Below are 19,582 nucleotides of genomic sequence, written 5' to 3'. Positions count from 1 at the left end.
GCCGACGACGATTCGTCGAGACCGTTACCGCGGCGCAACGATGTTGTCATAGATCCCGGCTCTGCGGCGCATCATTCCATGCGGCCGCAGAGCCGAAAGAGGGGAAGTTTGATCCGCGGCTCGGCAGGCCCTCAGGCCCGCAGCCTCTCGTTGTTCGGGTCGAAGGGCGATTCCTCGATCACCACGGCGCGGTGCGGCTTGCCGAGGATGATCACGTCCAGCTCGGTGCCGATCTCTCCGAGATCCGGCCGGACCATCGCCAGGGCCAGGGACTTGCCCAGACGCCAGCCATAGCCGCCCGAGGTGCAGCGGCCGACCAGTTCGCCGCCCCTGGTGATCGGCTCGTTGCCGCGGGCGTCGGCGTCGGTGACGTCGAGCACCTCCAGGGTGACGAAGCGGTTCCGGAAGCCGCGCTCGCGCCAGGCCACCAGCGCGTCGCGGCCGATGAAGTCGCCCTTGTTCGGATGGACGAACCGGTCGAGCCCGGATTCCAGCGCCGCGTATTCGATCGACAGTTCGCGCGGGATCAGGCGGTAGGACTTCTCCAGCCGCAGGGAGTCCATCGCGCGGATGCCGAAAGGCTTGAGGTCGAACTCGCGGCCGGCATCCATCAGCAGGTCGAAGATGGTGTTCTGCATCTCGATCGGGTGATGCAGCTCCCACCCCAGCTCGCCGACGAAGTTGACGCGCAGCGCCTGGGCCTGGGCGATGCCCACATTGATCGGCTTGCCCGACAGCCAGGGGAAAGCGGCGTTCGACAGGTCGGTGTCGGTGACCTTCTGCAGCAGGTCGCGGGAATGCGGGCCCGCCAGCACGAAGACGCCGGTCTGGGTGGTGATCTTCTGCAGCTCGACCGAGCCGTCGCGCGGCCGCAGCTTCTGCAGCGTGTCCCAGTCGTGCCGCTCGAAAGCGCCGGCGCCGACCAGGTAGTAGCGGTTCGGCCCTTCGCAGTAGATCGTGAACTCCGACCGCACGCCGCCGTTCTTCGACAGCAGATGCGCCAGCGTCATGCGGCCCGGCTTCTTCGGCACCCGGTTGGCGACGATGCCGTCTAGCCAGGCGGCCGCGCCCGGCCCGCCGACCGTGTATTTGGCGAAGGCCGACATGTCGAGCAGGCCGACCTTCTCGTGCACATGCCGGGCCTCGCGGCCGACGAACTCGAAGTAGTTCGAGCGGCGGAAGCTCCACTTCTCGCGGATCGGCTCGCCCGGCACCACCGGCGGGTGGTTCTCGTTGACCAGCGTGTCCGGCTTGTTGAGGTCGGCCTCGCTGAGGCTGTAGCCCTCGGGCGCGAACCAGTTCGGCCGCTCCCAGCCGTAGACGGTTCCGAACACCGCGCCGAGCGCCTTCATCCGGTCGTAGCAGGGCGCCCGCTTCAGCGGCCGCGCCGCCGCCCGCTCCTCGTCCGGGTAGTGGACGGTGAAGACGTTGGCGTAGGCCTCCTCGTTCTTGGTGCGGAGATAGCCGCGCGAGGCGTAGGGGCCGAAGCGGCGCGGGTCGACGCCCATCATGTCGATCGAGGGCTCGCCCTCGACGATCCACTCGGCCAGCTGCCAGCCGGCGCCGCCGGCGGCGGTGACGCCGAAGCTGTGGCCCTCGTTCAGCCAGAAGTTCCGCAGGCCCCAGGCGGGCCCGATGATCGGGCTGCCGTCCGGGGTATAGGCGATGGCGCCGTTGTAGACCTTCTTGACCCCGACCTCGCCGAAGGCCGGCACGCGGGCGATCGCGGTCTCGATATGCGGCGCCAGCCGCTCCAGATCCTCCTGGAACAGCTCGTATTCCGACTGGTCGTCCGGCCCGTCGACATAGCAGCAGGGCGCGCCCGGCTCATAGGGGCCGAGGATGAAGCCGCCGGCCTCCTCGCGCAGGTACCAGGAGCTGTCGGCCTCACGCAGCACGCCCATCTCCGGCAGGCCCTGGCGGTGCCGCTCCTGCACCGCCGGATGCGGCTCGGTGACGATGTACTGGTGCTCGACCGGGATCACCGGCACGTCCAGTCCGACCATGGCGCCGGTGCGGCGGGCGAAGTTGCCGGAAGCCGAGACCACATGCTCGCAGGTGATGTCGCCCTTGTCGGTCTTGACCAGCCATTCTCCGGACGGCGTCTGCTCGATGCCGAGGACGGTGGTGAAGCGGTAAATTTCGGCCCCCATCGTCCGGGCGCCCTTGGCGAAGGCCTGGGTCAGGTCGGCCGGCTGGATGTAGCCGTCATCCGGATGCTGGATCGCGCCGATGATGCCGTCGGTCTCGCAGAGCGGCCAGATCTCCTTGACCTGGGCCGGGGTCAGGATGTTGACCTTGACCCCGATCGTGTCGGCCACGCCCTTGTAGTACATGAACTCGTCCCAGCGGTCCTTCGTCCGGGCGAGGCGGATGTTGGAGACCTGGCGGAAGCCGACATGCTGGCCGGTCTCGGCCTCGAGCGCGTTGTAGAGCCTGACCGAGTATTTGTGGATCTGCCCGACCGAGTAGCTCATGTTGAACAGCGGCAAGAGGCCGGCGGCATGCCAGGTCGAGCCCGAGGTCAGTTCCCTGCGCTCGATCAGGACGACGTCCGTCCAGCCCTTCTTGGCCAAGTGATAGAGCGTGCCCACGCCCACCACGCCGCCGCCGATCACCACCACGCGCGCTGTCGACTTCATCTTCGAACCGCTCCCTGCGGGCCCATCCGGCCATCCTGACGCGAGTGTCCGGGCGGGGCCGGTTCCGGGCTAACCCAGCCGCGACCTGTGATGTCGCAGGCCCGCCAAACGCCGGCCCCGGACATCGGGCATGTCGCAATCGGACTGGCCGTCGGCGTCGGGATCGGCATGCTGGCGGCAGATTCCCGCGAGGCCCGACATGACGCTGCCGCCGAACCCGAAGATCGTCTTCCTCGACCGCGAGACCCTGGCCCCGGCGATCCGGCTGCGGCCGCCCGCCTTCCCGCATCGCTGGGAGGAGCATCAGCGGACCGCGCCGGAGCAGGTGCAGGAGCGGCTGCGGGGCGCGAGCGTCGCGGTGATCAACAAGGTGCCGCTGCGCGAGCCGGTGCTGGAGCGGCTGCCGGACCTCCGCCTGATTGCGGTCGCCGCCACCGGCACCGACTGCGTCGACACCGCCTGGTGCGACCGCCACGGCATCGCGGTCTGCAACATCCGCGGCTATGCCGTGCACACGGTGCCGGAGCATGTCTTCGCCCTGATCCTGGCGCTGCGCCGGTCGCTGCTGCCCTATCGCCGCTCGGTCGAGGCCGGGCGCTGGCAGGAGGCGAAGCAGTTCTGCTTCTTCGACCACCCGATCCTGGACCTGCACGGCGCCCGGCTGGGGCTGATCGGCGGCGGGTCGCTGGGCAGCGCGGTGGCGACGATCGGCCGCGCCTTCGGCATGGACGTGGTCTTCGCCGGCCGCAAGGGCGACGCGGCGCCAGCCGATGGGCGCGTTCCGTTCGACGAGGTGATCGAGACCAGCGACGTGATCTCGCTGCACTGCCCGCTGCGGCCGGAGACGCGCGGCCTGATCGGCGCCGCGGAGTTCGCCCGGATGAGGCCGGAGGCGCTGCTGATCAACACCGCCCGCGGCGGGCTGGTGGACGAGGACGCGCTGACCGAGGCGCTGCGGACCGGCCGCATCGGCGGTGCCGGCTTCGACGTGGCGATGCCGGAGCCGCCGCCGACCGATACGCCGCTGATGAAGCTGTTGGATCTGCCGAACTTCATCCTGACCCCGCATGTCGCCTGGGCCGGCCGCAACGCCATGCAGGCCCTGGCCGACCAGTTGATCGACCTGATCGACGCCTTCCAGCAGGACAAGCCGTTCAACCTGGTGGCGGGCGCGCCGAAGGGCTGACGTCCGGACCTTGGACCACCGACGAGCTTGGCCTTCCGCCGTATGCGAGGCAGACTGACCGGAAACGGCCCGTCCGCGCCGGCATCCCCTGCCCCGCCGCGGCCGCCCCCGCAGAACGCGCCACCAGACCAGCCTGATCGGAAGGACGGACGCATGACGACGGTTCCCAGCATCGCGCATCGCCGGCTCGGCGGCCTCGATGTCTCCGCCATTGGGCTCGGGCTGATGCCGCTCTCGGGCGTCTACGGCGCCGCCGACGACGCGGCCTCGGAAGACCTCATCCGCCGCGCCATCGACCTCGGCGTCGACCATCTCGACAGCGCCGACATGTATGGCTGGGGCCACAATGAGGAGCTGCTGGGCCGCGCCATCAAGGGCCGGCGCGACCGCGTGGTGCTGGTCACGAAGTTCGGCCAGATCCGGCGCGACGGCCAGCCGAACGGCGTCGACGGCCGGCCCGAATACGTGGCCCAGGCCTGCGAGGCCAGCCTGCGGCGTCTGGGCGTCGACATCATCGACCTGTACTACCAGCACCGGGTCGACCCGGCGGTGCCGATCGAGGAGACGGTCGGCGCCATGGCCCGGCTGGTCGAGCAGGGCAAGGTCCGCCATCTCGGCCTGTCCGAGGCCGGGGCGGACACCATCCGCCGGGCCCATGCCGTGCATCCGATCGCGGCGGTGCAGACCGAATACTCGCTGCTGTACCGGGCCGAGGCGGAGGCGACGCGGGCGGTCACACGGGCGCTCGGGATCGGCTTCGTCGGCTATTCCCCGCTCGGCCGCGGCTTCCTGGCCGGCGCGATCCAGGACATCTCGCAGATCGACGGCCGCCGGGCGGCGCATCCGCGCTTCCAGCCCGAGAACTTCGCCCACAACCGTGCCCTGGTCGACCGTTTCGAGGCGCTGGCGGCCGAGAAGGGCTGCGCGCCGTCGCAGCTGGCCCTGGCCTGGGTGCTGGCCCAGGGCGACGACGTGGTGGCGATCCCCGGCACCCGGTCGATCGCGCGGCTGGAGGAGAATCTCGGCGCCCTGCAGGTGACGCTGACGCCGGAGGACCTGGCCCGTCTGGACGCCGCGATCCCGCCCGGCGCCGCCGCCGGCACGCGCTATCCCGCCGCCGGGATGACGTCGGTGCAGATCTGATCACAACGGCCGGAAATATTGACCCGTCATGGCGAGCCCCGAAGGGGCGTGGCCATCCAGGGCGGCTCGCACCGGCCCCTGGATCGCCATGTCGCTTCGCTCCTCGCGATGACGAGGAAGGGACTGGAAAGGTTGGTTCAGAGCTCGCTGGTATGAGGCTCCCCCGCTCCGATCACGACGCCCGGCGCCAGCCCTCCCCGCCTTCGCGCCAAGCGCCGAGGCGTGCGACCGCCGTCTCGAGCGTTTCCTGCCGCTTGGCGAAGCAGAGGCGGATCAGGCGGCGCATGTCGCGGCCGGCATAGAAGGTGCTGACCGGCACCGCGGCGACGCCGGATTGCCGCAGCAGCGCGTCGCAGAAGGCGATGTCGTCGCCGGCCGGGTCGAGCCCGGCGATGTCGACGCAGAGGAAATAGGTCGAGGGGCAGTCCAGCACGTCGAAGCCGGCGTCGCGCAGGCCGTCGGCCAGCAGGTCGCGGCGCTGCTGCAGCGTCGCGCGCAGCCGGTCATAGTAGCCGTCGCCGAGCCGCAGCCCTTCGGCCACCGCCGCCTGCAGCGCCGGCGGGGTGGTGAAGGTCAGGAACTGGTGGGCGCGGGCGACCGGGGCCAGCAGGTCGGCGTCGCCCATGACGTAACCGACCTTCCAGCCGGTGACCGAGAAGGTCTTGCCGGCCGAGCCGATGCGCAGGCAGCGGCCCCGCGCCTGCGGCAGCGCCATCAGCGGCAAATGGCGGCGGCCGTCGAAGGTCAGGTGCTCGTACACCTCGTCGCAGATCGCGACCAGGTCGTGCCGATCCAGCAGGCCGGCGATGAAGGCCAGCTCGTCCCGGTCGAAGATCTTGCCGCAGGGGTTCATCGGCGTGTTCAGCACGATCATCCGGGTGCGCGGCGTGATCGCGTCGGCCAGCTCCTGCCGCGGCAGGTCCCAGCCCGGCGGCTGCAACCGCACCGGCACCGGCACGCCGCCAGCGCGGCGGATCATGGTGCCGTAGCAGTCATAGGCCGGCTGGAAGACGATCACCTCGTCGCCCGGGTTCAGCAGGCCGAGGAAGCAGTCGCCGATCGCCTCGGTGGCGCCGGAGGTGACCAGCACCTCCCGCTCCCAATCGAGGTCGAGGTCCCAGAAGCGCCCGGCATGCTCCGCCACCGCCTGGCGCAGCGCCGGTACGCCGAGCATCGGCGGGTATTGGTGCGGGCCGGAGCGCAGGGCCGCGATCGCGGCCTCGACCAGCTCCGGCGGCTCCAGCGCCTCCGGGAAGCCCTGGCCGAGATTGATCGCGCCCAGCTCCGCCGCCAGGCGGGACATGGCTTCGAAGACGGAGGTGCCGCAGTCGCGGAAGATCGTGTTGACCATGATCGGCGACGTAATCACGCGGCCGATCCGTGCGTCCAGAAGATTCTCCATCAAACATGAAGTCTCTGGATCAATACACAGAATTATTCAGTTCATTCTGCGGCCGGGAACCGACCGGCGGCTCCTCCTTCAGGGCATCGGCGAATTTCCGCATCAGCCGATAGCCGAACGGCGGGCGCGATGTAAGAGTCGGCCGGCACGGTCGGGCCGGAGGCACGTATGGATTGGGAGCCGATTTCCGAGGCAGAGGACGAGCTGGAGCGCGTGATCCGGGAGCTGATGGAGATCGTGCGCACCGGCTACGGCATCGGCGGCCGGTTCGGACCGCCGAGACCGGGCCCCGCGCCCGGCCACGGATAGACCGCCCTACTCCTCCGCCTCCCGCTTGTCGAACGCCTCCCGGGCGGCATCCAGCGCCGGGAAGTTGCGCTCGGCCCAGCGGTCCAGGGCCGTCAGGGTCTCGCTCAGGGATTCGCCGAGGGGGCTGAGCCGGTATTCGACGCAGGGCCGGGCGGTGTGGAAGTCCTGGCGCAGCACGAGGCCGTTGCGCTCCAGGTCGCGCAGGGTCTGGGCCAGCATCTTCTGCGAGATGCCGCCGATCCGGCACAGCAGGGCGGCATTGCGCATCGGCCCGCCGGCCAGGGCGGAGAGGATCAGCACCGACCATTTCGACGCGACCAGCTCCAGCGCGTGGCGGGCCGAGCAGGTCTCGTCGAAGACATCCGGCATGGAGGCCGGTTCGGCGGAATCCGGAGGCGCCATGGTTACCTCGAGGTGCGTAATTGCGGGCCGGGGGCCCTTTCCCGATACATGGAACCGTATCGCGGATTGCAAGCCTCGTGAGGAGACGGATGAAGGTCCTCATTCTCAGCTCCAGCCCCCGGCGCGAAGGGAACTCCGCCGTCCTCGCCGGAGCGGTCGCGGCCGGACTGGCCGAAGCCGGCCATGTCGCCGAAACGGCCCATCTGGCCGACGAGATCGGCGCCTTCCTGCGCGACTGCCGGCAGTGCCGCCGGCCGGACGGCAGCTGCGCCATCGACGACGGGTACAGGTCGCTGTTCCTCGACCGGTTCCTCGCCGCCGACGGGCTGGTCCTGGCCACGCCGATCTACTGGTACGGCATGTCGGCCCAGCTCAAGGCCTTCTTCGACCGGATGTTCTGCTACGTCGCCGCCTCCTACCCCGAATCCGAAAGCGTCAAGGCGCGGATGACCGGCAAGCGGATCGGCCTCGTGCTCAGCTCCGAGGAGGCCTATCCCACGGTCTCCGCCGCCATCGTGCAGCAGATCCGGGAATACAGCCGCTACACCCGGTCGCGATTCGCCGGGGTGGTGCATGGCTACGGCAACGCCCGCGGCGAAGTGCGGCGCGACCCGCTGGACCCGCTGGCCGAGGCCCGCCGGCTGGGGCGCGGCTTCTTCGACCGCTATGCCACCGACTACGAGATCGACACCGACCGTCCCGCCCGGGTCTGGCCCGAGGCGGCGGCCTGACCGGGCGCCCTCGCGCGGGTTGTGCCCGCCGCCCGGATGGGACAGGATCGCGCCGCCGCGCCACGGCGCGCAGATTCCATCGCGTGGAGGAAGGGTATGACGTCTCGCCTGTTCGGATCCGGCCGGAATGTCGGGGCGGCGCTGCTCGGCCTCCTGCCGCTCCTGGCCGCCGGCCCGGCCCTGGCCGATTTCGGCTCCTGCGTCGCCGGCCTGGCCGACGCCGCAGCGAAGGCCGGGGTCGACCGCGACGTCGCCGCCCGCGCCTTCGACGGGCTGACCCAGCCGGACGACAAGGTGCTGCGCTTCTCGCAGGCGCAGCCGGAATTCGTGACGCCGATCTGGGACTACCTGGCCTTCCTGGTCGACGACCAGCGCATCGCCGACGGCCGGGCGATGATGTCGAAATACGGCCGCGTGCTGCAGCAGGCGGAGCAGCGCTACGGCGTCGATCGCACCGTGATCGCCGCGGTCTGGGGCGTCGAGAGCGACTACGGCAAGGAGCGCGGCAACTATTTCCTGCCGCATGCCCTGGCCACGCTGGTCTGCGCCGGCGAGCGGCGCACCGATTTCTGGCGCGGCGAGCTGATGGCGGCGCTGAAGCTGGTCAGCGCCGGCGACCTGCGGCTGGACGAGCTGTACGGATCCTGGGCCGGCGCCTTCGGCCAGACCCAGTTCATCCCCTCGACCTATCAGCGCCTGGCGGTCGATTTCGACGGCGACGGGCGGCGCGACCTGGTCAATTCGGTGGCCGACGCGCTCGGTTCCACCGCCAACTCCCTGAAGCGCTCCGGCTGGCAGCAGGGCCAGCCCTGGATGATCGAGGTCAAGGTCCCGGCCGGCTACAACGGCCCGACCGGACGCAAGGAGAAGGACCCGCTGTCGGCCTGGGCCCGCCGCGGCGTGGTTCGCGCCGACGGCGCGCCGCTGTCCGGCAACGCCCAGGCCGGCCTGCTGCTGCCGGCCGGGCCACAGGGGCCGGGCTTCCTGGTGTTCCGCAACTTCGACGCCATCTACTCCTACAACGCCGCGGAATCCTACGCGCTCGCCATTTCCCACCTCGCCGACCGGCTGGCCGGCGGGCCGGCGCTGCGCACGCCGTGGCCGACCGACGATCCCGGCCTGTCGCGGGCCCAGCGCCTGCGGCTGCAGCAGCTGCTGCTGGCCCAGGGCTACGACATCGGCGGCCAGGCGGACGGCAAGATCGGCCCGGCCACCCGGGCCGCGATCTCGGCGGCGGAGCAGCGCCTGGGCCTGCCGCAGACCGGCCGCGCCGGGCTCAAGGTGTATCGCGCATTGGGCGGACAGTAGCCGGGGAGGGCGTAGGGGCCGGCGCGGCGCCGGCCCGCCTCAGTGCGACCAGAACAGGTCGAAGCGGTCGTCGTCCTGGTCCGACTGGCACAGCGTCGCGTGGATCGGCCGGGAGACGTGCGGGTCGCGGATCTGCACGTTGTAGGAGACCGGCTGCTCCTCCCGCCGGCAGGCCCAGGCGCCGCCGATCTCGTTCTCGCCGGAATAGATCAGGAGGTCGGGCGCCTTCGGGCTGTCCGCCGCCCGCGGGTTCGGGACCAGCCGGATCCGATCCTGGAACAGCAGCGTCCTGACCGGCCCTTCGATGACATCGCGGTTGCGGTAGAGCGTGCCGATGCCGATCGTGGTCATGACGGGTCCTCGGTGACGGGGTTGCGCATCGCCGCGGCCCGGAGCGCGAGGCGTTCCGTCCGCCCCCTGCCAGGGGGTGGCGAGCACAAGATGCCACAAAGGAACTCGGCCGGCGCACCAAGGTTCCAGTTGACAAAAGATGTCACGTTTTTTAGTAAATTTTCCATCCGCGCGACACTTCCACAAACGACAACATGCGGAATCACGACCGTGATCGACTTATCACTTCAGGCCTGATTCCGGGGTCAAAGAAAGGGGGGGCATCACCCCTTTTTCGCCAGCGAGATCAATGGCATTCGAGACGAATCCTGGCCTAGCGCGCGGTGGACAGCCGGACTACGATCCTCGGGGACCCATCGTGGAAGATCTCGTCATGACGGCTGGTGATCAGACCTCACGCGCGCTGGTGATCGAGGACCAGGATCTGATGCGCCTGGCCTTGATCAACGAGTTGAAGGCAGCCCTGCGGGACTGCATCGTCCAGGGTGCCGCGACCTGGGAAATCGCATCCGGCCTGCTGCGGGAGCACAGTTTCGACCTGGTGATCATCGACCCGGGCCTGCCCGGCTTCGACCCGACCTCGCCGCAGCACCGGCTGGCCGTGGTCAAGGCGGTGATCGACGCCTCGCCGGACGCGCTGCACATCGTCGTCACCGGATCGGACTCCGTCGAGGAGGGCGAGGCCTGCCGGATGCTCGGCGCCAACGCCTATGTCGGCAAGACCGGCCTCGACCGGGACACGCTCTCCAGCATCATCGACGAGATCTCGGACACCCGCTTCTCGCTGTCGCTGTCCGCGGTCAAGACGGTGACGCCGGAATTCTACTATTCCGGCCTGACCCCCCGGGAGCAGGAGATCATCGATTTCATGCGCAACCGGCCGAAGGGCGTCAAACGCAAGGAGATCTACGAGAAGATGGGCGACCGGTTCGGCATCGACCCCTACACGGTCGAGAAGTACTATAAGCAGGCGCGCGCCAAGCTGCTGAAGAACGGGCTGTTCCCGAAAGGCGCCTGAGCATGACCGCCCCGCCCGCCCGCCTTTCTTCCCCTGCCCCGCCGCGGTCACGCTGATGCTTCGTACCCTCCGCATGGCGCTGCCCGCCGCCGCCATGCTGGCCATGACCTGCGGCGCGGTCGCGGCCCCGGTCGGCTACGAGGACCCCCACATCCTTCGGATCGAGAGCTCTCCCGGCCAGGCGATCGCGTCCTACACGCCGGAGCAGATCAAGGCCGCCTTCCCGCAGCGGGTGATCGAGACCGGAACGCCGTGGAGCGAAGCCGGGGAGACCATCCGCTACCGCGGCCCGGACCTGAAGGAGGTCCTGGCGCGGAGCGGGCTGGGCGATGCCGAGAGCATCGAGGTCTTCGCCTACGACGATTTCATCACCACCCTCCGGATGGACGAGATCAAGCAGTACGAGCCGATCCTCGCCATCGAACGGGGCTGCACCGCGACCGACCACAAGAACGGGCGATGCGCGGACGGCCAGGATTACAGGGCGTTGGACCTGGCGGATTCCGGGCCCTATTCGATCATCTGGCCGCTCGACCAGCTGCCCAGATCCAACACGGCCGGACGAAACGCGATCTGGGTCTGGTTCGTCGTCGCCCTGCGGCCCGGCTCATGAGGGCGCTGCGGCGATGGCTGGACGTCGTGCCCTATGTCGCGCTGGCCGTCGCCATCCTGCTGGGCTCCTGGTCGTTCATGCAGTCGGAGCACTATCGCGAGGAGACCGACATCCTCCTCATGCAGTCCTACGAGGTGCAGTGGCGAGGGTCCCAGATCCGCGAGCGGCTGGCCAACATCGTCGGGCTGCTGCGGCTGTCGATGGCCACGGGGGAGCGGGAGCCGCAGCTGGCGCAGGAGGTCGGCCTGCTGCAGTTCAACATGGTGGCGCTGCGCAACCTGCAATACATCGACCACTTCCTCGAGCCCCAGGACTTCTCCAGGCTCGACCGCAGCATCCAGATCATCCGCACCCGGATCCTGCCGAATCTCAGCGCGTCGGCGAACGACCAGGAGACGCTGGCCCTGCTGGCCGACATCCAGCAGGACATGTTCCAGGTCTCGGGCACGACCGGCGCCCACAGCCGCACCCTGAACGAAACCGCGCACATCGCCGAGAGCGCCCTGCGCAACACGGCGATCTTCGTCATGGCGCTGGCCGCCGTGATCGTGGTCGGGGTGATCATCCACCAGCAGTCGATGATGGCGCGGCGGAAGGACCAGCAGATCCGCTCCTTCGCCTCGCTCTTTGCGCATATGACGCGCTCCCGGGTCGCGGCGCTGGCCCTGTTCATCAAGGGGCTGCGTGACGGCCAGACCCCCGATCCGGAGATGGTCGCCGCCGCCTCGCGGGCGGCGACGGAACTGGACAGCATCAACAACGGCCTGCTGAGGATCGCCTATTCGGCGAAGCCGACCGGGAGCGTGGCGCTGCAGAGCATCCTGGACGCCCTCTCCCATGATCATGCGGGCCGGATCCAGTTCGACGTCCCCGAGGAGGCACGGGCGGCGCTGGTGGCGTCGCCGCAGTTCCACCTGATCCTCGATGAGCTGGTCCGCAACGCCGAGCAGGCCGTCGCCGCGGCCGGGAAGCCGGAGTCGCCCGTCGTCCTGCGCGCCAGGCTGACGCGACGCTTTCCCCTCGGGCGCCGCCTGGTTCTCGAGGTGATCGACGAGGGCCTCGGCATGTCGCCGGCGGTCCGGGCGAAGGCGGCGGAGCCGTTCTTCTCGATGCGGGCCGGCAGCCATGTCGGCCTCGGCCTGACCGGCTGCGCCGAGATGGTGAAGGCCCTCGGCGGCCGCTTCCGGATCGAATCCGAGGAAGGCTGCGGCACCTCGGTGCGGATCTTCTACCCGCTTCGCCGCAAGGCCGGGACCACCGAGCAGGCCCGCCCGGTGTCAGCCTGACAGCCGGTTCCACTCCTCCTGCAGCATGGCGAAGATCAGTTCGTCGCCCCAGACGCCGTTGAACCGGTCGTTCTGGATCAGATGCGCCTCCTGCCGCATGCCGAGCCGCCTGAGGACGTTGATCGACCCGGTGTTCAGCGCGTCGCAGCGGGCAAAGATGCGGTGGAAGTCGAACCGGCCGAAGCCCAGGCCCAGCACCGCCCGCGCCGCCTCGGTGGCATAGCCGCGGCCGGCCGCCTCCGGCGCGAAGGTGTAGCCGATCTCGGCCTGCCGGGCCTCGCGGCTGACCCATTTCAGCACCACGTCGCCGAGCAGGGCGCCGGTCTCGCGGGATGTCACCGCCAGCACCAGCTCGTCGCCCTCGCCCTCGAACTTCAGCGCGCCGAACCGCTCCAGCGCCGCCCGCGACTGCTCCGGCGTGCGCGGGTTGCGGTACAGGTAGCGCGCGACCTCCGGCAGGCGGTGATAGCCGTGGAAGGCCTCGAAATCCTCCGACACGAAGCGCCGGAGGATCAGCCTCTCGGTCTCGCCCGGCACGATCGGATCCGGCATGCGGGGTCCCTAGGTGAGTCGGCGGGGATGATTCCTCCTACAACCGGAGCGGCCGGACACCCAATAATTTCGAGCAAGTCACACGGTCAGCGCCCGGCAGTCGGCAGCGGACCAACCGACGGTCACCGCCTCGCCCGGCGCCAGGGCCGGCCGGCCATCGGCGTTCGGCAGCTTGAGCACGAAATCGTCACGGCCCAGCAGCGACAGCCGGGCGCGGGTGTGGTCGCCGTGGAAGATCAGCTCCTCGATCCGGGCCGGGAAGCGGTTCGGCCCGGCCTCGGCGCCGGGCGCCAGCCGCACCCGCTCCGGCCGGATCGACAAAGTGGCGCGGGCTCCCTGCCCCGCCGCCCCGACCGGCGTCGCCAGCACCGAGCCGCCGCCATCGACCGCCACGGTGCACTGCCCGCCCGCCAGGGTCTCGACCGTCCCGGCCAGCCGGTTGTTCTCGCCGATGAACTGGGCGACGAAGGCAGTCTCCGGCCGGTCGTACAGGTCGTCCGGCGCCGCCAGCTGGTCGATCCCGCCCTCATGGAACACGGCGATGCGGTCCGACATGGTCAGCGCCTCGCCCTGGTCGTGGGTGACATAGACCACGGTGACGCCGAGCGAGCGGTGCAGGTGCTTGATCTCGAGCTGCATATGCTCGCGCAGCTGCTTGTCGAGCGCGCCGAGCGGCTCGTCCATCAGCACCAGCCGCGGCTCGAACACCAGGGCGCGGGCCAGGGCGACGCGCTGCTGCTGCCCGCCGGAGAGCTGGGCCGGCCGGCGGCCGCCGAAGCCGGCCAGCTTGACCATGTCGAGCGCGCGCTCGACCCGCTTCTCGGCATCCGCGCCGCCGATGCCGCGGACCTTGAGCGGGAAGGCGACGTTCTCGCGCACCGTCATGTGCGGGAACAGAGCGTAGTTCTGGAACACCATGCCGATGTCGCGCCGCCAGGGCGGCAGCGCGTCGATCGCCTTGCCCTCCAGCAGGATGCGGCCGCGGGTCGGCGTCTCGAAGCCGGCCAGCATCATCAGCGTCGTGGTCTTGCCCGAGCCGGAGGGGCCGAGCAGCGTCAGGAACTCGCCCTGCCGGATGGCGAGATCCAGCCCGCGCACCACCAGCGTCTCGCCGTCATAGGTCTTGGCCACGTCGACGAATTCGACGAAGGCCCCCGCTTCCCTGTCCGCCATGCCGTCCCTGTTCTTCCTTGTTCGTGCGCCTACCCGTCCAGCGCCTGTTCCAGATCCGCGATCAGATCCTCGACCGCCTCGATGCCGATCGACAGGCGCAGCAGGTCGTCGGGCACGGTGCCGTCCTCCTTCTCGATCGTGGCGCGGTGCTCGATCAGGCTCTCGACCCCGCCGAGCGAGGTGGCGCGGATGAAGATGCGGACGCGGGAGACCGCGCGCAAAGCCGCGTCGCGGCCGCCGGTCAGGCGCAGCGACAGCATGCCGCCGAAGCCGCCCTCCATCTGCCGCGCCGCGACGGCGTGGCCGGGGAAGCCCAGCAGGCCGGGGTAGCAGACCTGCGCCACCGCCGGATGGCCGTCGAAGCGCTCGGCGATGCGCTGGGCAGAAGCGCTGGCGGCGCGCACCCGCACGAACAGGGTGCGCATGCCGCGCAGCAGCAGCCAGGCCTCGAACGGGCCCAGCACCGGTCCGGCCAGGAAGCGGATGCGGCCGATGCGCTGCCACAGCGGTCCGTCCGCCGCCGTCACCACCGCGCCGGCGACCACGTCGGAATGGCCGTTCAGGTATTTGGTGGCGGAATGGACGACGAGGTCGGCGCCATGCGCGATCGGCCGGCACAGCGCCGGCGAGGCCGAGGTGTTGTCGACCGCGAGCAAGGCCCCGGCCGCATGGGCGACGGCGGCGGCGCCGGCGATGTCGGTGACCGACCAGACCGGGTTGGCCGGGGTCTCGACGAAGACCAGCTTCGTCGCCCCGGGCCGGACCGCGGCGCGCAGGGCGTCGAGGTCGCCGGTGTCGACCCAGTCGCAGGCCAGGCCCCAGGGGACCAGAACCTCGCGCAGCAGCTTGGCCGTGCCGAAATACATGTCGCGCGAGCAGACGACGTGGTCGCCCGGCGCCAGCGCCTGGAACAGGGCCGCGATCGCCGCCATGCCGGAGGCGAACAGCATCGCCCCGGCCCCGCCCTCCAGCCGCGCCAGCAGCGCCTCGGCCTGCAGATAGGTGGGGTTGTCGTCGCGGCTGTAGCCGCGGCCGCCGACCTGGGCATAGGCGGCGTCGCGGGCATAGGTCGAGGACGGGTGGATCGGCGGCACGATCGCGCCGGTGTCGCCGCAGAGATAGCCGTCGAGGCGGGCGGCGAGGGTTTCGGGGCGGCAGGGCGGCCGATCGACCATGGGAACTCCGAGGTGCATTCCGGGTGTAACTCCCCTGACGCGGCCCTGCAATCCGTGGCAACGTGGCCGTGAGGCCGTGGGAGCTTGTCGATGGCGTTCGAGAACGGGTTCGGGATCGATCTGGGGCTGGCGCCCGGTATGTGGGTGCGGCACCCCGACCAGCCCGATTGGGGCCCCGGTCAGGTGCAGTCGGTGATCGGCAGCCGGATCACGGTGAATTTCGAGAACCGCGGCAAGGTGCTGATCGACGGCTCGGTCGTCCAGTTGGAGCCGGTCGAGGAGGCGTAGCCCCCCTCGTTGTCAAGCCCGGCAATGACGATATTCTTTTGTTCAATCTCTCAGACCTATCCGCACCATGCCGGATTTTCCGCTGGCATGCGTTTTACGTTCCGCTATGATGGAAGCCCTTTATTTACAGTAAAATACAGGCAAAATCGATGCGCGTCGAGCTTCGCGGAATCGAGAAGCGGTTTCAGGAGTTCACCGCCCTGTCGGGGATCGGCCTCGACATCGAGGCGGGGCATCTCTGCGCCCTGCTCGGCCCTTCCGGCTCGGGCAAGACGACGCTGCTGCGCATCATCGCCGGGCTGGAGCACGCCGATGCCGGCACGCTCAGGATCGGCGGCACCGACATGTCGGCGGTCGATGTCCGCGACCGCCAGGTCGGCTTCGTGTTCCAGCACTACGCCCTGTTCCGGCACATGAGCGTGCTGGACAATATCGGCTTCGGCCTGAAGGTGCGGCCGCGCCAGACCCGGCCGGAGGCCGAGGCGATCCGCGCCCGCGCCAAGGAATTGCTGGCCCTGGTGCAGCTGGAGAAGTTCGGCGACCGCTACCCCGACCAGCTGTCCGGCGGCCAGCGCCAGCGCGTGGCCCTGGCCCGGGCGCTGGCGATCGAGCCGCGCATCCTGCTGCTGGACGAGCCCTTCGGCGCGCTCGACGCCCGGGTACGCAAGGACCTGCGCCGCTGGCTGCGCGAGCTGCACCAGACGCTGAAGCTCACCACCGTCTTCGTCACCCACGACCAGGAGGAGGCGCTGGAGCTGGCCGACCAGGTGGTGGTGATGGATCACGGCCGGGTCGAGCAGATCGGCAGCCCCGGCGAGGTCTATGAGCGGCCGGCGACGCCCTTCGTCTACGAGTTCCTGGGCCAGGCGGTGCGGCTGCCCTGCCGCATCGGGCCCGACCGGGTCGATGTCGAGGGCGCGGTGCTGCCGCGCCCGGCCTTCTATGCCGGGCCCGAGGGCGAGGGCGAGATCTTCGTCCGGCCGCACGACCTCTTGCCGCACGACACCGCGGCAGAGGCCTTCCCGGTCGCGGTCCGCGCCGTCAACGTCGTCGGACCGCTGGTGCGGGTCGAGGCGGTGACCCAGCACGGCGCGATCCCGATCGACCTGGAGTGGCACCGGCGCCAGCTCGCCGCCCGCCTGCCGGCCCCAGGCGAGACGCTGCGCGTCGCCGCCAGCCATTTCGGCCTGTTCCCGGCGCGCCGCGCTGCCTGACTTTTTCCGTGGAGCACAGAATGAAGCGTTCCCTCCTGGCGCTGGCCATGGCGGCCGGGCTGCTGAGCGGCGGTGCGGCCGCGGCCCAGACCACCATCCTCAACGCCTCCTTCGATGTCGGGCGCGAGCTGTTCGTCGACATCAACCCGGCGTTCCAGACCTATTGGAAGGGCAAGTCCGGCCAGGAGGTGACGGTCGAGCAGTCGCATGCCGGCACTTCGAAGCAGGCGCGGTCGATCCTGGAGGGGCTGCAGGCCGATGTCGTCACCTTCAACCAGGCGACCGACATCACCGCGCTGGAGAAGGGCGGCGCGGTCAAGCCGGGCTGGCAGTCGGCCTTCCCGAACGGCGCCTCGCCCTACTACTCCTTCCCCGCCTTCCTGGTGCGGAACGGCAACCCGAAGGGGATCAAGGACTGGGGCGACCTGGCGCGCGACGACGTGCAGATCGTCTTCCCGAACCCGAAGACCTCCGGCAATGCCCGCTACACCTATCTCGCCGCCTACGCCTGGGCGCTGAAGGCCAATGGCGGCGACCAGAAGAAGGCGCAGGAGTTCGTCAAGACCGTGCTGTCGCACGTCCCGGTGTTCGACACCGGTGGGCGCGGCGCCACCACCACCTTCGTCGAGCGCGAGACCGGCGACGTGCTGATCACCTTCGAGGCCGAGACCCGCGGCATCCAGAAGGAATACGGCGACCGCGGCTTCGAGGTGGTGGTGCCGCCGACCAGCCTGAAGGCCGATTTCCCGGTGGCGGTGGTCGACAAGGTCGTGGAAGCCCGCGGCACGGCGGAGCTGGCCAAAGGCTATCTCGACTTCCTGTACCAGCCGGCGGCCCAGGAGATCCTGGCCGAGCATTTCTACCGCCCGACCCTGGCCGAGGTCGCGGCCAAGCATGCCGACCAGTTCCCGGCGGTGACGCTGGCCACGGTCGACGAGGTGTTCGGCGGCTGGGACAAGGTGAATGCCGAGCATTTCGCCTCCGGCGGCATCCTCGACACCGTGTTCGTGAACCGGTGAGCCGCGGCGCCATATGACCAGCGTCGCCCTCGCCGCCCCCCGTCCCGCCCGGCGCCGGGTGCTGCCCGGATTCCGGCTGACGCTGGGCTGCACGCTGGTCTACCTGGTGCTGATCGTGCTGCTGCCGCTGGGCGCCCTGGCGCTGAAGGCGGCCAGCCTGACGCCGGCCCAGTTCCTCGCCATCGTCACCTCGCCCCGCGCCCTCGCCAGCTACGAGGTGACGCTGGGCATGGCGCTGGCGGCGACGCTGTTCAACGGCGTGGTCGGGCTGCTGCTGGCCTGGGTGCTGGTGCGCTACCGCTTCCCCGGGCGGCGGCTGCTCGACGCCATCGTCGACCTGCCCTTCGCCCTGCCGACCGCGGTGGCCGGCATCGCCCTGACCGCGCTGTTCGCCAGGAACGGCTGGTTCGGCGCGCCGCTGGCGGCGCTGGGCATCCCGGTCGCCTACACCCCGCTGGGCATCGCCGTGGCCATGGCCTTCACCAGCCTGCCCTTCGTGGTGCGCAGCGTGCAGCCGGTGCTGGAGGACCTGGACGAGGGCGTCGAGGAGGCGGCCCGGACGCTGGGCGCCGGCGACTGGTCGACCCTGCGGCATGTGGTGTGGCCGGCGATCCTGCCCGCCTTCCTGGCCGGCTGCAGCCTGGCCTTCGCCCGCAGCCTGGGCGAGTTCGGCGCCGTCATCTTCATCGCCGGCAACCGGCCGATGCAGACCGAGATCACGGCGCTGCTGGTGTTCATCCGGCTGGAGGAATACGACTATGCCGCCGCCGCGGCGCTGGCGATGACCATCCTGGCCGCCGCCTTCGTGCTGCTACTCGCCACCAACCTGCTCCAGGCCCGGTTCCTGCGCCATGTCGATCGCCGTTGACCGCGACCCGGCCGCGGCCGTGACCACGAGCGCCGCCGTCGCCAGGCCGCGCCGATCGCCCTGCATCGGCGAGGGGCGCTGGACCCGGCGCATCCTGATCGGCCTCGCCCTGCTGGCCGCGGCCCTGGTGCTGGTGGCGCCGATCGCGGTGATCTTCGCCCAGGCCTTCTCCGCCGGCCTGGCAGTCTTCGCCCGCAACATCGGCGAGCGCGAGACGCTGCACGCCATCGGGCTGACCGTGACCACGGCGCTGATCGTGGTGCCCATCAACACCGTGTTCGGCATCATGGCGGCCTGGGCGATCGCCAAGTTCCAGTTCCGCGGCCGGCGCCTGCTGACCACGCTGGTGGAGATCCCGTTCTCGGTGTCGCCGATCGTGGCCGGCGTCGTGTACCTGTTCCTCTACGGCGCCAACGGCCTGTTCGGCCCCTGGCTGCAGGACCACGGCATCCGCCTGATGTTCACCCCGGTGGCGATCGTGCTGGTGAGCCTGTTCGTCACCTCGCCCTATGTGGCGCGCGAGCTGATCCCGCTGATGCAGGCGCAGGGGCGCGACGAGGAGGAGGCGGCGGCGACGCTGGGCGCCAATGGCTGGCAGACCTTTTTCCGCATCACCCTGCCGAACATCAAATGGGCGCTCTTGTACGGCGTGGTGCTGTGCAACGCCCGGGTGATGGGCGAATTCGGCGCCGTCTCGGTCGTCTCCGGCCACATCCGCGGCCAGACCAACACGCTGCCGCTGCAGATCGAGCTGCTGTACAACGACTACAACGCGGTCGGCGCCTTCGCCGCCGCCTCGACCCTAGCGCTGCTGGCCTTGGTGACGCTGGCGGCGAAGGCGCTGGTGGAGCGGCATAGTCGTCGGTCTGGCAGACCTGGCCACTGACAGTCGGACGTAGGTT

General features: G+C 70.0%; 20 protein-coding genes. 13 read left to right on the top strand and 7 right to left on the bottom strand.

What is annotated here, in order from left to right; all coding sequences use genetic code 11:
• Positions 1-131: 131 nt before the first annotated feature.
• Positions 132-2,642 carry an FAD-dependent oxidoreductase gene (locus LG391_RS00200; RefSeq protein WP_225764263.1) on the bottom strand — a complete coding sequence of 837 codons (2,511 nt, stop codon included), beginning with the start codon at positions 2,640-2,642 and terminating at the stop codon, positions 132-134.
• Between the two features lie 199 nt (positions 2,643-2,841).
• Between LG391_RS00200 and LG391_RS00195 the strand changes: the two genes are divergently transcribed.
• Both LG391_RS00195 and LG391_RS00190 read left to right on the top strand, forming a co-directional pair.
• Positions 2,842-3,828 carry a D-2-hydroxyacid dehydrogenase gene (locus LG391_RS00195; RefSeq protein ID WP_225764261.1) on the top strand — a complete coding sequence of 329 codons (987 nt, stop codon included), beginning with the start codon at positions 2,842-2,844 and terminating at the stop codon, positions 3,826-3,828.
• Between the two features lie 153 nt (positions 3,829-3,981).
• Complete coding sequence (locus LG391_RS00190; protein WP_225764259.1) at positions 3,982-4,971, top strand: aldo/keto reductase; 990 nt, start codon at positions 3,982-3,984, stop codon at positions 4,969-4,971.
• Between the two features lie 172 nt (positions 4,972-5,143).
• Here the strand turns inward: LG391_RS00190 and LG391_RS00185 are convergent, their stop codons facing one another.
• Positions 5,144-6,373 (bottom strand): aminotransferase, encoded by a 1,230-nt coding sequence (locus tag LG391_RS00185; RefSeq protein ID WP_374200694.1) that lies wholly within the window; start codon positions 6,371-6,373, stop codon positions 5,144-5,146.
• A gap of 168 nt (positions 6,374-6,541) precedes the next feature.
• Here LG391_RS00185 and LG391_RS00180 point away from each other — a divergent pair, with 168 nt between their 5' ends.
• Positions 6,542-6,682 carry a hypothetical protein gene (locus LG391_RS00180; protein ID WP_225764257.1) on the top strand — a complete coding sequence of 47 codons (141 nt, stop codon included), beginning with the start codon at positions 6,542-6,544 and terminating at the stop codon, positions 6,680-6,682.
• A gap of 6 nt (positions 6,683-6,688) precedes the next feature.
• Here the strand turns inward: LG391_RS00180 and LG391_RS00175 are convergent, their stop codons facing one another.
• Positions 6,689-7,084: a helix-turn-helix domain-containing protein gene (locus LG391_RS00175; RefSeq protein ID WP_225764256.1), complete on the bottom strand. Its 396-nt coding sequence runs from the start codon at positions 7,082-7,084 to the stop codon at positions 6,689-6,691.
• Between the two features lie 89 nt (positions 7,085-7,173).
• Here LG391_RS00175 and LG391_RS00170 point away from each other — a divergent pair, with 89 nt between their 5' ends.
• Together LG391_RS00170 and LG391_RS00165 are read left to right on the top strand one after the other, a co-directional pair.
• On the top strand, positions 7,174-7,815 hold the full coding sequence (locus tag LG391_RS00170) for a flavodoxin family protein (RefSeq protein WP_225764254.1): 642 nt from the start codon (positions 7,174-7,176) through the stop codon (positions 7,813-7,815).
• 96 nt (positions 7,816-7,911) lie between these two features.
• Positions 7,912-9,123, top strand: coding sequence for a lytic murein transglycosylase (locus tag LG391_RS00165; RefSeq protein WP_225764252.1), 1,212 nt, complete (start codon positions 7,912-7,914; stop codon positions 9,121-9,123).
• Between the two features lie 39 nt (positions 9,124-9,162).
• On the opposite strand, the gene LG391_RS00160 is transcribed toward LG391_RS00165, so the two are convergent.
• The gene (locus tag LG391_RS00160; RefSeq protein ID WP_225764251.1) at positions 9,163-9,474 is read right to left on the bottom strand and encodes a DUF736 family protein; all 312 of its coding nucleotides are present in this window, start codon (positions 9,472-9,474) and stop codon (positions 9,163-9,165) included.
• A 373-nt stretch (positions 9,475-9,847) separates the two neighbouring features.
• Here LG391_RS00160 and LG391_RS00155 point away from each other — a divergent pair, with 373 nt between their 5' ends.
• The 3 genes from LG391_RS00155 to LG391_RS00145 are packed head-to-tail and all read left to right on the top strand — an operon-like array spanning position 9,848 to position 12,391.
• Entirely contained in the window at positions 9,848-10,492 is a 645-nt protein-coding gene (locus LG391_RS00155; RefSeq protein WP_225764249.1) for a response regulator transcription factor, read from the top strand.
• Positions 10,493-10,547: 55 nt separating this feature from the next.
• Positions 10,548-11,105, top strand: a complete 558-nt coding sequence (locus tag LG391_RS00150; protein WP_225764248.1) for a hypothetical protein — start codon at positions 10,548-10,550, stop codon at positions 11,103-11,105.
• The gene (locus LG391_RS00145) at positions 11,102-12,391 is read left to right on the top strand and encodes a sensor histidine kinase KdpD (protein WP_225764246.1); all 1,290 of its coding nucleotides are present in this window, start codon (positions 11,102-11,104) and stop codon (positions 12,389-12,391) included. The genes LG391_RS00150 and LG391_RS00145 overlap by 4 nt, the downstream gene beginning before the upstream one ends.
• On the opposite strand, the gene LG391_RS00140 is transcribed toward LG391_RS00145, so the two are convergent.
• The 3 genes from LG391_RS00140 to LG391_RS00130 form a co-directional block, all read right to left on the bottom strand.
• Positions 12,383-12,943: a GNAT family N-acetyltransferase gene (locus LG391_RS00140; protein WP_225764244.1), complete on the bottom strand. Its 561-nt coding sequence runs from the start codon at positions 12,941-12,943 to the stop codon at positions 12,383-12,385. The two genes, LG391_RS00145 and LG391_RS00140, sit on opposite strands and share 9 nt — an antisense overlap.
• Positions 12,944-13,021: 78 nt before the next feature.
• Complete coding sequence (locus LG391_RS00135; protein ID WP_225764242.1) at positions 13,022-14,116, bottom strand: ABC transporter ATP-binding protein; 1,095 nt, start codon at positions 14,114-14,116, stop codon at positions 13,022-13,024.
• Positions 14,117-14,145: 29 nt separating this feature from the next.
• A complete protein-coding gene (locus tag LG391_RS00130; protein ID WP_225764240.1) occupies positions 14,146-15,291 on the bottom strand; it encodes a PLP-dependent aspartate aminotransferase family protein in 1,146 nt (381 codons plus the stop codon).
• 90 nt (positions 15,292-15,381) lie between these two features.
• On the opposite strand from LG391_RS00130, the gene LG391_RS00125 reads away from it, so the two are divergent.
• From LG391_RS00125 to cysW, 5 genes are all read left to right on the top strand, one after another.
• The gene (locus tag LG391_RS00125) at positions 15,382-15,579 is read left to right on the top strand and encodes a DUF3553 domain-containing protein (RefSeq protein WP_225764230.1); all 198 of its coding nucleotides are present in this window, start codon (positions 15,382-15,384) and stop codon (positions 15,577-15,579) included.
• A 149-nt stretch (positions 15,580-15,728) separates the two neighbouring features.
• Entirely contained in the window at positions 15,729-16,793 is a 1,065-nt protein-coding gene (locus LG391_RS00120) for a sulfate/molybdate ABC transporter ATP-binding protein (protein WP_225764229.1), read from the top strand.
• A gap of 20 nt (positions 16,794-16,813) precedes the next feature.
• Positions 16,814-17,812, top strand: a complete 999-nt coding sequence (locus LG391_RS00115; RefSeq protein WP_225764227.1) for a sulfate ABC transporter substrate-binding protein — start codon at positions 16,814-16,816, stop codon at positions 17,810-17,812.
• A gap of 13 nt (positions 17,813-17,825) precedes the next feature.
• The gene (gene cysT / locus LG391_RS00110) at positions 17,826-18,680 is read left to right on the top strand and encodes a sulfate ABC transporter permease subunit CysT (protein WP_225764225.1); all 855 of its coding nucleotides are present in this window, start codon (positions 17,826-17,828) and stop codon (positions 18,678-18,680) included.
• The gene (gene cysW / locus LG391_RS00105; RefSeq protein WP_225764223.1) at positions 18,664-19,566 is read left to right on the top strand and encodes a sulfate ABC transporter permease subunit CysW; all 903 of its coding nucleotides are present in this window, start codon (positions 18,664-18,666) and stop codon (positions 19,564-19,566) included. Before cysT ends, cysW begins: the two co-directional genes overlap by 17 nt.
• Positions 19,567-19,582 lie beyond the last annotated feature (16 nt).

The organism is Inquilinus sp. Marseille-Q2685, from assembly GCF_916619195.1.
GTDB lineage: Bacteria > Pseudomonadota > Alphaproteobacteria > DSM-16000 > Inquilinaceae > Inquilinus.
This window is presented reverse-complemented; position numbering and strand designations above follow the sequence as displayed.